14 protein-coding genes are annotated in these 13,594 nt (G+C 43.8%); 10 read left to right on the top strand and 4 right to left on the bottom strand.

Going from position 1 to position 13,594, the window contains the following annotated elements; all coding sequences use genetic code 11:
- Nucleotides 1-118: 118 nt before the first annotated feature.
- Both G9Q97_RS18090 and G9Q97_RS18085 read right to left on the bottom strand, forming a co-directional pair.
- Complete coding sequence (locus G9Q97_RS18090; protein ID WP_166149388.1) at nucleotides 119-1,366, bottom strand: alpha/beta hydrolase family protein; 1,248 nt, start codon at nucleotides 1,364-1,366, stop codon at nucleotides 119-121.
- 25 nt (nucleotides 1,367-1,391) lie between these two features.
- Nucleotides 1,392-2,309, bottom strand: coding sequence for a dienelactone hydrolase family protein (locus tag G9Q97_RS18085; RefSeq protein WP_222852022.1), 918 nt, complete (start codon nucleotides 2,307-2,309; stop codon nucleotides 1,392-1,394).
- A 487-nt stretch (nucleotides 2,310-2,796) separates the two neighbouring features.
- Between G9Q97_RS18085 and arsD the strand changes: the two genes are divergently transcribed.
- From arsD to arsB, 6 genes are read left to right on the top strand one after another with little or no spacing between them, the layout of a single operon-like run.
- The gene (gene arsD, locus G9Q97_RS18080; RefSeq protein WP_166149384.1) at nucleotides 2,797-3,390 is read left to right on the top strand and encodes an arsenite efflux transporter metallochaperone ArsD; all 594 of its coding nucleotides are present in this window, start codon (nucleotides 2,797-2,799) and stop codon (nucleotides 3,388-3,390) included.
- Nucleotides 3,391-3,417: 27 nt separating this feature from the next.
- Nucleotides 3,418-5,196 (top strand): arsenical pump-driving ATPase, encoded by a 1,779-nt coding sequence (gene arsA / locus G9Q97_RS18075; RefSeq protein ID WP_166149382.1) that lies wholly within the window; start codon nucleotides 3,418-3,420, stop codon nucleotides 5,194-5,196.
- A gap of 1 nt (nucleotide 5,197) precedes the next feature.
- A complete protein-coding gene (locus G9Q97_RS18070; RefSeq protein WP_166149380.1) occupies nucleotides 5,198-5,539 on the top strand; it encodes an ArsR/SmtB family transcription factor in 342 nt (113 codons plus the stop codon).
- 11 nt (nucleotides 5,540-5,550) lie between these two features.
- On the top strand, nucleotides 5,551-6,429 hold the full coding sequence (locus G9Q97_RS18065; protein ID WP_166149378.1) for an arsenite methyltransferase: 879 nt from the start codon (nucleotides 5,551-5,553) through the stop codon (nucleotides 6,427-6,429).
- Nucleotides 6,430-6,464: 35 nt separating this feature from the next.
- Nucleotides 6,465-7,100: an arsenate-mycothiol transferase ArsC gene (locus G9Q97_RS18060; protein ID WP_166149376.1), complete on the top strand. Its 636-nt coding sequence runs from the start codon at nucleotides 6,465-6,467 to the stop codon at nucleotides 7,098-7,100.
- A complete protein-coding gene (gene arsB / locus G9Q97_RS18055) occupies nucleotides 7,097-8,134 on the top strand; it encodes an ACR3 family arsenite efflux transporter (protein WP_166149374.1) in 1,038 nt (345 codons plus the stop codon). The genes G9Q97_RS18060 and arsB overlap by 4 nt, the downstream gene beginning before the upstream one ends.
- An 8-nt stretch (nucleotides 8,135-8,142) precedes the next feature.
- Here the strand turns inward: arsB and G9Q97_RS18050 are convergent, their stop codons facing one another.
- Both G9Q97_RS18050 and G9Q97_RS18045 read right to left on the bottom strand, forming a co-directional pair.
- The gene (locus tag G9Q97_RS18050) at nucleotides 8,143-8,682 is read right to left on the bottom strand and encodes a hypothetical protein (RefSeq protein WP_166149372.1); all 540 of its coding nucleotides are present in this window, start codon (nucleotides 8,680-8,682) and stop codon (nucleotides 8,143-8,145) included.
- A gap of 7 nt (nucleotides 8,683-8,689) precedes the next feature.
- Nucleotides 8,690-9,241, bottom strand: coding sequence for a hypothetical protein (locus G9Q97_RS18045; protein WP_166149370.1), 552 nt, complete (start codon nucleotides 9,239-9,241; stop codon nucleotides 8,690-8,692).
- Between the two features lie 569 nt (nucleotides 9,242-9,810).
- Between G9Q97_RS18045 and G9Q97_RS18040 the strand changes: the two genes are divergently transcribed.
- Genes G9Q97_RS18040 through G9Q97_RS18025 form a run of 4 tightly spaced genes read left to right on the top strand, consistent with a single transcriptional unit; the run spans nucleotide 9,811 to nucleotide 13,586 of the window.
- Nucleotides 9,811-10,668: a heme/hemin ABC transporter substrate-binding protein gene (locus tag G9Q97_RS18040; protein ID WP_166149368.1), complete on the top strand. Its 858-nt coding sequence runs from the start codon at nucleotides 9,811-9,813 to the stop codon at nucleotides 10,666-10,668.
- Nucleotides 10,665-11,726, top strand: a complete 1,062-nt coding sequence (locus G9Q97_RS18035) for a FecCD family ABC transporter permease (RefSeq protein ID WP_166149366.1) — start codon at nucleotides 10,665-10,667, stop codon at nucleotides 11,724-11,726. Before G9Q97_RS18040 ends, G9Q97_RS18035 begins: the two co-directional genes overlap by 4 nt.
- A gap of 1 nt (nucleotide 11,727) precedes the next feature.
- Nucleotides 11,728-12,537 carry a heme ABC transporter ATP-binding protein gene (locus G9Q97_RS18030; RefSeq protein ID WP_166149364.1) on the top strand — a complete coding sequence of 270 codons (810 nt, stop codon included), beginning with the start codon at nucleotides 11,728-11,730 and terminating at the stop codon, nucleotides 12,535-12,537.
- Nucleotides 12,538-12,539: 2 nt separating this feature from the next.
- A complete protein-coding gene (locus tag G9Q97_RS18025; RefSeq protein ID WP_166149362.1) occupies nucleotides 12,540-13,586 on the top strand; it encodes a hemin-degrading factor in 1,047 nt (348 codons plus the stop codon).
- Nucleotides 13,587-13,594: the final 8 nt, after the last annotated feature.

Genomic DNA, 13,594 nt, shown 5'->3' with positions numbered 1-13,594 from the left:
TAAAAAACATGGAATTTTAAAAGTACGCTTTCCAAATTACAGGCGGCAGTTCTGCGTTCTTTTTCTTCGGAAAATTCCAATATTTGGGTTATCCTGCGATGATTTTTCAGTCTATATCCTACCAATGTTTGTCCGCAAAATTAAAATATTGGTGCATGTCATAAGGCAACATGCCATGCCCCCCACTTCTTACATGGTACCCAATTTCTCCCATTACAGGTTGGTCAACGGCAGGTTGCTTATTTTCGGGCATGCCTGTTTTGCCAAACAATTGATATACGGGGTTGGCATACAGGCCACTAAGAAACTCTCCCTTTGGATCTGCCCATCGGTCATCCACCCCGCTGGCAATGTACACCGGACGGGGAGCCATCAGTGCAATGAGTTGATGCTGGTCGATGGGAAGCGCGGTCTCATTTTCGCTGTAGTGATCAAACCGCTTTGCAAACCAATGCGGAAAGGCCCTGTTGATCCTGCCTACCGTCTCCCCGTAGTTCCTCCTGGAGAGGGCTGCCCCGCCACAACCGGAGTTATTCGATATCACCAATGCAAAACGGGTGTCGGTGGCACCAGCCCATAATGCCGCTTTTCCCAATCGGCTGTGGCCCAGCACGGCTACCTTTGCAGCATCCACGTCATCCAGGGTTTCCAGATAATCCATCACCCGGGAAAGCCCCCAGGCCCAGGCGCCCACAGCTCCCCAGGAACTTTCGTTGCGCTCTTCCTGATAAAGTGCATGTACCCCGTTTTCAAAACCATCGTCAAAATCAGGGTCCAGCTCTCCATAATACAGGGTTGCAATTCCATAACCCCTGTTGATGGCTTCTTCAACTGCCCAATTCTCCCGCCTCAGACCCCTGCCTTTCTCAGAAGCCTTGTGATCTGTAGCACCATAAGTCTCATTGTTTCTGATCCAGGCATCCGTAACACGAATGGTCGGGTCATCGGACAAGGTATGGTTGCCATAAAAGTTTAACCCCAAAATAACAGGGGCTGCCTGTTCAATCTTCGGCAAATAAATCAAAACATATAGATCAACTTCCTTCCCATTGCGCTGTAAAGTCAGTTTTACTTCCCTTCTTTCTGCCTTACCTCCGAGAGCATTTAAAAGCTCGGTAATAATTTCTGCCTTAATTTCACCATCCCAGGCCGGACTAATGCCATATACTTCCGTTTCAAAATACCTTAAAGTTTCGACACGCTTTTTTTCCCAGTCCTCCGGGCTGCTTACCTTTTCCCCGTTTTCAAAGACCAAAGGATCAGGCAACTGATAATCAGGAACTTTTGATTCATCGTAATTGGGTATGAATTCCTGTCCAAAAAGAAGAGAGGGAAAAATTAATAGTAAAAGGCAAATGAATCTCATGTCAGTTGGGTTTATTTTTTCCAATTTACAACCAATCCCTCAAAAACTGTAAAATATCCTTTCTCATCTCAGCTGTTTCTTCATGGGCTACAGGATAAATATTTAATTTCCAGGCATCAGGGGCACCATCTTTTTCATAGACCTTCTGTAGATTTTTATCGATAATTTTAAGTCCCTCCATGGGTGTGAGGGGATCGAACTCCCCTGCCAGACCCAAATGTGGCCTGGGGGAAATCAGGGCATTGATGGATGAAGTGGTAAAATGATTCAGCAAATCCGGAACATAATAATAAATGCCATGCAGCCGGAGATCTCCCTGCTCCATCAGGGTGTGAAAGTCCGTCAAACAGTTCAGGTCCACACAAACCTTGATTCGCTCATCCAATGCAGACAGCCACCAGGCCATTGTGCTGCCCATGGACATGCCCATGGTGGCGATGCGGTCTTTATCTATATCCTCCCTGGATACCAGGTAGTCCAGGGCCCGCAAATTGTCATAGACCATCATGCCAAAAAGAACCTGTCCCTGCCAGATCATCTCTTTAAAAATATCCAATTCAGCCCTTCCCGACCTTTCACCAAATCCCCAGGAATCAATGCACAATCCGGCATAGCCTTCTTTGGCCAGGGCAAAAGCATAGGGAGGTGATTGCATTTCTTTTCTTCCATTCACAAATTCATTTTTTCCTACCTCGTATTGGCCAAAATGGGAATGGTTGAAGAGCACCACAGGCAGTTTGCCGCTTGCATTTTTGGGTTTGGTAAAAAAAGCGGGAACCAACTCCTGCCCATTGATATCCAGCATTAATTTTTCTATGATGACGCCGTCTTTTTCTTCCGTGGATATCAGTTCTACAGTAATTGGACGCTCCCTGTCTGGTAACCTGCCCAAAAGTTGGTATAATATTTTCCGTTGTACTTCTTTATTTTCAGGTGATTGCATGGTTGTCCCTTGGGTTTGGATTTGGGAAAATGTAAGGGGCAAGTGGACAAAGTAAACAAGGATCGCAAAAAAGGTTAATTTTAAATTTCCCATAGTGAAACATTTTAAATCCAGGTAAAGGTTACAAAATTAATGTACAGTGATTTCCAAAAATAATATTTAATCCTGTGCATTTCCCCAATAATTCTCCATAATTGTTAAAAAGAATAGATACTTCAAACTGCTTCTCCCATTTCTGTGAATCCCCATTTGAAATGGAGAAAAACCTGTCCTGAATTTTTTCAGGAGGGGGATTTACTTTCATAAATACCATTAAATCTAAATGTAAAAATTTGATGTACCCAAAAAAATCTCTCCTTATGATGGACGGAACAGGCCTTTTACCATAAGCTTTAAATTTTTCAAATCAACAATAGATAAAATCAGCAGGATTATTTTTTCTTTAAATGATTAATCGTAATATTGCAATATAATAATAAAACAAATCATGAAAATAACCCTGTTAGACCCTGCCATGTGTTGCAATACGGGTGTTTGTGGTCCCGAAGTGGATGATGCCCTGGTGCAGACAGCAGCCCATGTCAAGTGGCTGAAGTCCCTGGGACATGAAGTTCACCGACATAACCTTTCCAATGATGGAGAAGCATTTCAACAATACCCTGAGGCCATAGCCCGGTTGCGTGAGGAAGGAATGGAAGCTTTACCCTATATTTTGCTGAACGAAAAGGTGATAATGGCTGGTAAATATCCTTCCAAAGCAGAATGGATGCAATTAGTGGAGCAGGAAACTCTGGAAAGGGCATCCAAGGACTCTCCTATTCAAGTAAGTCCCAAACAAAAGACCACAACTCTCATTGCCATTGGGGCGGCCATAGCCTCCTCCAATGAAAGTGCGCTAAAACATTATGTAACAGCAGCGAAAAAATACGGGATTGCTATTCAGGAAATTGCCGAAGCCATGAATATTGGAAATGAGGTAAAAAACAGCATCAGTCAGGAAATCATCAACCAGGCCAATGCCTTGTTGAATGAAATGCAGCCGGCTTCCAATGCCTGTGCTCCCGGATCAGGCTGTTGCTAAACCCTTTTATATTAAATTCTGTAAATCATGCAAAGCACTAAATCACAGTATCTATTTTTTACCGGTAAAGGCGGTGTAGGCAAGACTTCCCTATCCTGTGCTACTGCTGTTAAAATGGCTGATGAAGGTCATAAAGTGCTATTAATCAGTACAGATCCGGCATCCAACCTGGAGGATGTGCTGGACAGTCCTGTCAGCGAAAAAATTCAAGCTGTAAAAGGACTGGACAATTTATTTGCCCTAAACATCAATCCGGAAATTGCTGCTCATGAGTACCGCAATCGGGTAACGGAACCTTTAAGCGGTATTTTGCCGGCATCGGATATCAAGAAAATGAAAGAAGAGCTTTCCGGGGCCTGCACCACAGAAATTGCTTCCTTTGACGAATTTTCCCGGTTTATTTCAGGAGAAAACGAAGGCAATCAATTTGATGTCATCATTTTCGATACTGCCCCTACGGGACATACCCTAAGGCTGCTGGAACTGCCTGCGGCCTGGGCCTCATTTTCGAAAGAAAATCCGGACGGGGCTTCCTGCCTGGGCCCGACTTCCGCCCTGAAGAGTAGTCAGGAACGTTACAACAAGGTGGTTTCCACTTTAAGGGATGCTTCACAAACCACATTTTACCTGGTGTCCCGGGCCGAAAAATCCTCTTTGAAGGAGGCTTCCCGTAGCAGTGAAGAACTCAGGGAATTGGGATTGAACAATCAAAAATTACTGATCAACGGGGTATTTAAGGCCCTTGATCCTTCAGATGCTTTTGCTGTTAAAATGGAGGCAATGGCACAAGAGCAGTTGAAATCCATTCCTGAAAATCTAAAGGGTCTGGCCTTGCAGCAATATCCCCTTTTAGCCTATAATGTATTGGGGGTAGAAAAGCTCCGCTCCCTTTTGGACGAGAAATTGCAGGCAAATGTAGCGTCCGATCAAGGCGACCCGATCCTGCATTTAGACGGACTGGACCTTTTGGTTGAAGGGATTACCAAAAACCAGGACCATGGCCTGCTCATGACCATGGGAAAGGGTGGCGTAGGCAAAACCATTACCGCTTCCGCCCTGGCCATCATGATCGCCAGGAAAGGCTTTGAAGTACACCTGACTACCACAGACCCTGCAGCCCATGTGCAGGACTTTATCCATCAATTGGACGCAATACCGCCCAGCCTTACCATAGATCGTATTGACCCCAAATTGGAGACCCAGCGGTATACCGAAAAAATATTACAACAAAAAGGTGGTAAACTGGATGAACAAGGTATAAAACTCCTGCGTGAGGACCTGAAATCTCCCTGTACGGAAGAGGTAGCTGTTTTCCATGCCTTTTCCAAAGCCATACAGCAGGCCAAACGAAAATTTGTGGTAATTGATACAGCTCCCACAGGGCATACTTTATTGCTGCTGGATACCGCAGGAAGTTACCACCGGGAAGTAATGCGACATACGGGCCTGCATCCAGATAAAATAAAAACTCCCTTTATGGCCTTGAAAGATGGGAATTTGACAAAGATCATTTTGATTTCCCTGCCCGAAACCACCCCCATGCGGGAGGCAGCTGCTCTACAGGAAGATTTAAGGCGTGCCGGAATCAGCCCCTATGCCTGGGTGGTAAACCAGAGCTTAGCCATGCATGCATCCATCAAGGATCCCTTGCTGAAAAGCAGGGCAACTGCGGAAGCAGAGGTTTTCAAGAACATCCGTGAAGGGCTGGCCGATAGGGTATTTGGCATTCCCTACTTGCCTACAGAAAATTTATTGCCAGCCTTGCTGGATTTTTATAAAGAAAACATAGTGGAAAAAAACGTTTAAGATGGGAGTAACCAAAAGTGATTTATTCAGCAAAACGCAAAATGAACTTGCTGCAATAGCCAAAGTTTTGGCACATCCGGCCCGGGTAGCCATCCTTCAATACCTGCTCAAATCCAATACGTGCATCAACGGACATTTGGTAGAAGAATTGGGTCTGGCACAAGCCACCATTAGCCAACACCTCAAGGAATTAAAAAACAGCGGTATCATCCAGGGGACCATAGAAGGGGTCTCTGTGAGTTACTGCATCAACCCGGGGCGCTGGGAAGAAATCAAAGGTATTTTCAATACCCTTTTCGAAAGTTACCCCACCCCTGATCCCAATTGTGGTCCAAATTGTTAAATCAAAAAAATATGAAAACATCAGAAGGATTAAAAAAACTGGTTCAGAAAAAATATAGCGAAATCGCCCATCAGGAAAGTGGTTCTTGCTGCTCCGGTGCTGCCGGGACCGAAGAGGTTTATCACCTGATGACCGATGATTATGCCAAAGTAGAAGGGTATCATGCAGCCGCAGATCTGGGCCTGGGTTGCGGATTACCCACTCAATTCGCCAAAATTCAAAAAGGAGACACCGTTATAGACCTGGGTTCTGGCGCGGGTAATGACTGCTTTGTAGCCCGGCATGAAACGGGAGCCGAAGGCAAGGTGATTGGCATTGATTTTACAGCGCCGATGATCCGGAAAGCCCGTGCCAATGCAGAAAAACTGGGGTATAATAATGTGGAATTTCGGCAAGGAGATATTGAAGAAATGCCTGTTTCAGATAATGTAGCAGATGTAATCGTCAGTAACTGTGTTCTCAATTTAGTGCCGGACAAGCAAAAAGTAATCGGGGAAATTTACCGTACCCTTAAGCCTGGCGGACATTTCAGTATCTCTGACATTGTGTTGGTGGGAGATTTACCGGAAGCACTGAAGACCGATGCAGAAATGTATGCCGGATGCGTGTCAGGTGCCATTCTAAAAGAGGATTATATTGCGCACATCAATAAGGCTGGATTTATAGATATTGCCATCCAAAAGGAAAAACCAATTACCCTGCCTGATAGCATATTGGACCGGTACATGGATGCAGATCAAAAAGCAGATTTCAAGTCCGGAGAAACCGGCATATTCAGTATCACCTTGTTTGCTAAAAAACCTGGCATCAAACCCTTAAAAAGCCTTCCAAATGCAATCGGAGACCAAACCAGTACTTGTGTTCCCGGCACTTCATCAGGATGTTGCTAAACCATTTCCAGCCACCAACTTTACTTCTTACCTCCATGTCTGTACCCAACAATGAATTATTTCCTGAAATAGAAACGATCATAAAAAATTTAGATTTTCATTCTATATCAGCCGAAAGAAAGAAGCTATTGCAATACCTGGTTGATTATATTCAGGATAAAGTAATGCATAATAAGGCATTAAGAATCAACTTTATATGTACCCACAACTCACGCCGTAGTCACCTGTCTCAGGTATGGGCACAAACACTGGCAACCAAATTTGGCATACCGAATGTGAATTGTTACTCGGGAGGTACGGAAGCCACAGCCCTCTTTCCCATGGCTGCTAAAACCCTGGCAAATCAGGGTTTTGAAATCAGTACCCTTTCCGAAGGCAATAACCCGGTGTACAGTATCAAATATGGAGAAAATGCCCATCCTGTCATAGGTTTTTCCAAAACCTATGATGATACTTTTAATCCAAAATCGGATTTTGCAGCCATCATGACCTGTTCGCAGGCAGATGCAGGTTGTCCTTTTATTGCGGGAGCAGAAAAGCGGATCCCGATTACCTATGAAGATCCAAAGGCATTTGACGATACGCCACAGCAAGCTGAAAAGTATCTGGAGAGAAGTCTACAGATCGCTACTGAATTGAGTTTTGTATTTTCTAAAATAAAGCTGGAATGAGCACCAAAACCGAAAAAAAAGAAATTGCTTTTTTTGAAAGATACCTGAGCCTTTGGGTAGCCTTGTGTATTCTGGGAGGCATAGGTATTGGCTTTGTTGCCGCTGATACCATGGCCTTTCTCAGTTCCCTGGAAATCTACCAGGTAAATATACCCATTGCCATCCTGATCTGGTTGATGATCTATCCCATGATGCTTCAGATTGATTTTTCCAGTTTGAAGAAAATCGGAAAAAAACCCAAAGGCATTGTGCTCACCCTAGTGATCAACTGGCTGATCAAGCCTTTTACCATGACTTTTTTCGCCTGGCTGTTCTTTTCCAATATCTATAGTGCCTTTATTTCTCCTGAATTGGCAGGAGAATACATTGCCGGGGCCATTTTACTGGGCGCCGCTCCCTGTACCGCCATGGTCTTTGTCTGGTCTTACCTCTGCGATGGAGACCCCAATTATACGCTGATGCAGGTATCTGTCAATGACCTGATCATATTGGTGGCTTTTGTCCCCATTGTAGGCTTTCTATTGGGCATCACCGATGTGTATATTCCCTACCAAACCCTGATCATCAGTATATTCATCTATGTGGTAGTTCCTCTGCTGGCCGGATATTTGACCAGCAGGACTTTAATCAGGACAAAAGGTGAAAGCTGGTTTAAAGAAAGATTTTTGCCAAAATTCAAGCCTGTTAGTATCCTTGCCCTGCTATTGACCCTTGTCTTGTTGTTTGCCTTTCAGGGGGGTAATATCCTGGACAACCCCTGGATCATTTTCTTCATTGCCATACCATTGGTGATCCAAACCTACTTTATCTTCTTTATTGCCTGGTATTCTGGAAAAAAGCTAAAGCTGACCCATGCCGTCTGTGCGCCGGCTGCAATGATAGGAGCCAGTAATTTTTTCGAATTATCGGTGGCTGTAGCCATTGCACTATTTGGCCTGGAAAGCCCTGCTGCCCTGGTCTGTGTAGTGGGAGTACTGGTAGAAGTACCGGTGATGCTTTCCCTGGTAGCTTTTGCCAATAGAAAGAGATATTAATTTCCAATTCAATATTTTGAAAGTGGGAAATGGTAGGCCAAATAAAAAAGTACCGGCCAGGGTTTTGAATTGACGTGCATATAAGGGCTTTGTTCGATTTCCTCCAGCCTGGCTTTATAGCTTGCAGATCTTAAAGGAACCAGTAATCCTATGTCCCAAAATGCTCCGGGTTGTACCAAAGAATTAATTTTGAGCCCTGAACCAAAACTTGGACCCCCAAAGGTACCATTCATCTCTTTGGCCCCTTTCATTACAATGACGGCATTGTACCCATACATCCCGGTAAAGTAAAATTCATAATCCTTTTTACTTGGCACTATCAGCTTTAATCCCCCATTGACCCCTATTCCGGTCAAGTTATAACCCAATCCCAAAAATGCATTGACATTATTGGCAGTATTGTAGGAAATTTGTGTTCCAAACCCTCCGTAAGGCAATCCAATACCCAGGCCCAGGGAGCTCTTGCCCTCGGCAGAACTCAGGTGTTGGGAAAATAGATCTCCAATACCAAGAGACAGCACAAAAATCAATAAAAAGAAGGATTTCATGACCAGTCTAATTATGGTAAAAGTTTGCAGGCAATTGAGTGATTTTCTTTCCCTTTTCCTTGTCAGAAAGGTACTTTTTCATACCATTTTGAATATAATATTCCAGTCCCTCCGCTTCAGTAGAAAAATCTGATTTTTGAAGTGATACAGGGTCCCTTTTTAAGATTATTTTCCCAAGTCTTTTTTTGGATCTCGCATCATCCCCATCAATTGGAATCAACCGTACAGCAGCCTTTAAAGCACCTGGAGTTGGCCTTACCTCAATAAAATAAACTTTGTCCGGCATCAGACTTGCTTCCACAAAGTCCCTGTTCTCAGAAGTAACCCAAAATACATGTTCACCAGGATCACATTCATACATAAAGTAATTTCTACCTCTGAATTTTCCCAGATAGTTTTCCCCATCAAAGTATTTGAAGTTAATCAGGGCTCCGGTACCTGAAGATCTGACAAAATAAACCAATGATTTGCCTTCAGTGGGAATAGCAAAATCTTGTGCCCTCGGGACAGATAATAGGCATAAAAAACAGAATAAAAGAATAAAATAAAATCGTTTCATATAATTTTAGAATAAATTTAAATAAATACGTCGATAAAAATTCCCTTGACTTAAAAATTGATTTTAACAATGAACTGTGAGTATTTTTTTTCCCTAGCGCTCAATTTATTTCCAAATATAATGAAAGATTTCGCCCTTCAAACTATAGGAAAAACCGTGAAACTAAATCTATTTTTTTACGACTATTGCTATAATATTTTCCATTTATAATTGATTTTTAACAACGGGCCAATTCAAAAACAGGTAGTTATTTGCTGCTTAAATAAGGAAAAAATTCTTTTCCTTTTGGTTTACTTGTTTGAAATAATTCCAGGCTGAAAATTAAATATGTTGATATCATTCTTAAAAATGCATTTCGCCTAAGACATTTGGTTGAATAAATAAATAAAAAATTCGGAAATATTTTTGTCCCAAAATAATGCAAGAAAATTAGAAATGATGAATAGGTGTTTCCCCCTAAAAATTATTTATGAAAATTGAATATCCATAGAAATTTTCAATTAATATTAATTTGGATTTAATCCAAATAGAGTAATATTTGCATATCTATTTATAATCAATCTTAATAAATGAAACAGCATTACCTCATTCTATTCTCACTCCTGTCTATGGCCTGTTCATCCGGATCCAAAGAAAAGGATTCAAATAACCAAACGATAATCACTGCCGGAGGAACCATTACGGAAATCGTTTATGAACTGGGTTTTGGTGCATCCATTATCGCCACCGACATCACTTCCACCTACCCTTTGGCTATGCAGGAATTGCCCTCCATAGGATATCGCAACCAGATCAAAGCAGAAGGCATCCTGGCCCTGGGACCGGACATGCTTTTAATGGAATCTGGCTACCTTACAGCTGATGTGGTGGCACAATTGGAAGCTGCTGAATTGGAAATCCATGAATTTGAAAAGCCCAAAGATCTCCCTGGTACCTATAAACTAATTGAAGCATTGGCTGAATTTTTGGAAGTACCGGAAAAAGGGAAAGTAATGGCCGCAAAATTAGACCGGGATATCCAGGAATTGGAAACTTACACCTCCAAACTAAAAAAGCAGCCAAAAATGGCTTTTGTCATGGCCCGGGGGCAGGAAAACGTATTTGTGGCGGGTGAGGATACTTTTGCGGAATCTCTCCTTCAAATGGCAGCCATAACATCCGTTGGAAAAGGCTTCAAAGATTTTATCCCCCTGACACCAGAAGCCCTGGTGTCCATGGATCCAGAATACCTGCTCTTTTTTGAATCAAGCCTCCAATCCCTGGGAGGCAAAGCAGGGGTAAGAAACATCCAAGGCATAGAACAAACCAGAGCCGTTCAGCAGGATGGCATCCTGGCTTTTGATGGCCTTTATCTTTCAGGTTTTGGCCCCAGAGTAGGAAAGGCAGCACTGGAGTTGGCCAAAAGTGTAAACCGCGAGGAACGATGATCCAAAACCTGGTCTATTCGAAAATGCAACATCAAAACCTGGTACTATCCATTTTGGGTTTGGGGATGGTGATGCTTGCTGTTTTTTCCCTATCTATCGGGGCATTTTCGATTCCTTTCTCCAATGCCATTTCCATTCTATTGCAGCAGCTGGGAATAGTGTCTGGAAGTTATACTGTTCAGGAAACCAATGTGTTATTACAAATACGATTTCCCAGGGTGTTGCTGGCTATGTTGGTGGGGGGAGGACTTGGTATATCCGGAGCGGCCCTGCAAGGCCTTTTCAGAAATCCCCTGGTAGAACCCGGACTGATCGGGGTGAGCAGCGGAGGTGCCTTATTTGCTGTGATTTTTATTGTTTTTGGGGCCTCCTTTCCCTGGATTACCGGTCTTTTTGGTAGCTTTAGTCTTCCATTATTTGCTTTTGTTGGTGGCTTGATCAACGTCCTGTTGGTTTACAAAATGGCCAATTATGGAGGCAAAACAGATATTTCCCTGTTGATCCTTGCCGGGGTTGCCCTGACTGCCCTCTCAAGTGCCTTGATAGGTCTGGCCATATTTTATGCGGATGAAGCGGCCATAAGGAATTTTACCTTCTGGAGCCTGGGGGATGTGGGGGGTGCCAATTGGAATAAGGTCAAAATTGCATTTTTACTGATTCTTGCCCCCTCTTGTTGGATCATGCTTCAATACCGCAATCTCAATGCACTGGCACTGGGGGAAAACGAGGCTTTCCACATGGGGGTGAATGTGCAAAAGGTAAAATACATTGTACTTTTTATGAGTGCCCTGGTGGTTGGCGTGGGCGTATCCATGACCGGCACCATTGGATTTGTGGGATTGATCGTCCCCCATCTGATCCGGCTTTCATTTGGTGCTGATCACCGGTTGGTTTTATCAGGAGCCTTTCTATTAGGTGCCTGCCTGCTTACCGGAGCGGACCTGTTGGCCAGAACTTTGGTAATGCCTGCAGAGATGCCCATCGGAATCATCACGGCTATTATCGGATCGCCTTTTTTTATCTGGCTGATCATTAACGTGAAAAAAATAAGAACCTGATATGCTGGAAGCGAAAAACATTCATTTCTGTATCAATAATAAACCTATTGTAGACCAGGTCAGCATTCATCTGAAGCCGGGTGAGATGACCGTTTTGCTGGGACCAAATGGTGCAGGTAAGTCCACCCTCTTCCGGCTATTGTCCGGGGAATTACTCTGTAAACAGGGCATGGTCAGGTACAATGGTCTCCCCATCAGCGGTTTAAAACCAAAGGAACTTGCTCATCTGCGAGCGGTGATGCCTCAGCACAGTACCATGACTTTCCCTTTCCAGGTCATTGAGGTGGTGATGCTTGGACTTATGCTTTCCAAAAAGAAATATCCGTCCAACACCGTTGAGGAGGTCATGAAAGCCACCCATACCTGGGAGCTGAAAAATCAATTATATGGCAACCTTTCCGGGGGAGAAAAGCAACGGGTTCAGCTGGCAAGGGTCTTGTGCCAGATTTGGGAAATCAAAAGTTTTCCCAGGTACCTGCTTCTGGACGAACCCACTTCCAGTATGGACATTGCCCAGCAGCACCATATTCTGGAGATCATTGGGCAATTGAAACATAGAAATATCGGGATTCTGGCCATCTTACACGACCTCAACCTGGCCGCTAATTATGCCGACAATGCGGTATTGCTCAAAAATGGTACTGTAATAAAACAAGGGCCCATCCGGGAAGTGATGACTGCGGAAAACCTTCAACGAAATTTTGATTACCCCATACATGTGGAAACGGATGGACCTGCGGCCCCGATCTATGTCAGCAGCCTCGCTCCCAACAAAAAAAGTTCATACACTACTAATTTCAAATTTGCTTGATTATGGAAACTACATTGAAATATCCCTCAGCCACAGCACTAAAGGATGCCTGGGAAACCCTAAAGGCCAATCAACCGAAAACAAGAATCAGGGATGCAGCAAAAATCCTTGAGGTTTCAGAACTCGAATTACTGCTGACCACTGAAAATCCGGCACCCATTCGTTTAAAAGATGATTGGGCCAGGATCCTTCTCTCCTGCCGGGAACTGGGAAAAGTGATGGCCTTAACCAGAAATGACGGTTGTGTACTTGAACACAAGGGAAATTTCCAGAAAATCACCATCCATGGCACTGCTCCAAGCCAAATCGCCACAGTAATAGGCCCTATTGAGCAGCGGGTGTTTTTGAACAAGTGGAAATATGGTTTTGCCGTTACCACTGAAACCGCACGTGGCACCATGAGAAGCTTTCAGTTTTTTGATCAGGCGGGGGATGCAATTCTAAAAATCTACCTGCAGGAAAATAGCAACCAGGATGCGTATGACAACATGGTAGCCACCTATCGGCAAAAGAAGGAAAGTGATCCAATACAGGCCCTTCCTTTTGAGCCTCAAACCTATGCCAGTGCGGTAGACAGGGAGGCTTTTGCAAAGGATTGGGAAAATATGAAAGACACCCATGATTTTTTTGGAATGCTCCGGAAATACAATGTGCACCGCCTGGATGCCATCAAATGGATAGGAGAAAAATGGGCCTACCCTGTAGACAGGTTATCCAGCCGAAAAATCCTGGAGGTAGCATCGGATGAAAAGATGCCAATCATGATTTTCGCCGGCAACAAGGGGAACATACAAATTCATCAGGGAAAAGTGCGTACCATCCGCCAATTGGGGGATTGGCTCAACGTAATGGATCCTGATTTTAACATGCATATGGATGAAACTTGTATTGCTGAGGCATGGGTGGTTCACAAAAACACCGATGATGGGCTGGTTTCCTCTTTGGAATTGTTCGACAAGGATGGCGAAATGATTGCCCAGTTATTTGGACTGAGAAAGCCCGGACTTCCGCAAAATGAACGCTGGAAAAATCTGATAGACAGTTTATAAAAAATTTC

It is taken from the genome of Cyclobacterium plantarum (assembly GCF_011290685.1).
In the GTDB taxonomy this organism is placed as follows: domain Bacteria; phylum Bacteroidota; class Bacteroidia; order Cytophagales; family Cyclobacteriaceae; genus Cyclobacterium; species Cyclobacterium plantarum.
This window is presented reverse-complemented; position numbering and strand designations above follow the sequence as displayed.

Excerpts from the sequence above, each read along its gene's own strand:
- G9Q97_RS18090 (WP_166149388.1), bottom strand. The coding sequence starts at position 1,366 with ATGAGATTCATTTGCCTTTTACTATTAATTTTTCCCTCTCTTCTTTTT.
- G9Q97_RS18085 (WP_222852022.1), bottom strand. The coding sequence starts at position 2,309 with ATGCAATCACCTGAAAATAAAGAAGTACAACGGAAAATATTATACCAA.
- arsD (WP_166149384.1), top strand. The coding sequence starts at position 2,797 with ATGAAAATAACCCTGTTAGACCCTGCCATGTGTTGCAATACGGGTGTT.
- arsA (WP_166149382.1), top strand. The coding sequence starts at position 3,418 with ATGCAAAGCACTAAATCACAGTATCTATTTTTTACCGGTAAAGGCGGT.
- G9Q97_RS18070 (WP_166149380.1), top strand. The coding sequence starts at position 5,198 with ATGGGAGTAACCAAAAGTGATTTATTCAGCAAAACGCAAAATGAACTT.
- G9Q97_RS18065 (WP_166149378.1), top strand. The coding sequence starts at position 5,551 with ATGAAAACATCAGAAGGATTAAAAAAACTGGTTCAGAAAAAATATAGC.
- G9Q97_RS18060 (WP_166149376.1), top strand. The coding sequence starts at position 6,465 with ATGTCTGTACCCAACAATGAATTATTTCCTGAAATAGAAACGATCATA.
- arsB (WP_166149374.1), top strand. The coding sequence starts at position 7,097 with ATGAGCACCAAAACCGAAAAAAAAGAAATTGCTTTTTTTGAAAGATAC.
- G9Q97_RS18050 (WP_166149372.1), bottom strand. The coding sequence starts at position 8,682 with ATGAAATCCTTCTTTTTATTGATTTTTGTGCTGTCTCTTGGTATTGGA.
- G9Q97_RS18045 (WP_166149370.1), bottom strand. The coding sequence starts at position 9,241 with ATGAAACGATTTTATTTTATTCTTTTATTCTGTTTTTTATGCCTATTA.
- G9Q97_RS18040 (WP_166149368.1), top strand. The coding sequence starts at position 9,811 with ATGAAACAGCATTACCTCATTCTATTCTCACTCCTGTCTATGGCCTGT.
- G9Q97_RS18035 (WP_166149366.1), top strand. The coding sequence starts at position 10,665 with ATGATCCAAAACCTGGTCTATTCGAAAATGCAACATCAAAACCTGGTA.
- G9Q97_RS18030 (WP_166149364.1), top strand. The coding sequence starts at position 11,728 with ATGCTGGAAGCGAAAAACATTCATTTCTGTATCAATAATAAACCTATT.
- G9Q97_RS18025 (WP_166149362.1), top strand. The coding sequence starts at position 12,540 with ATGGAAACTACATTGAAATATCCCTCAGCCACAGCACTAAAGGATGCC.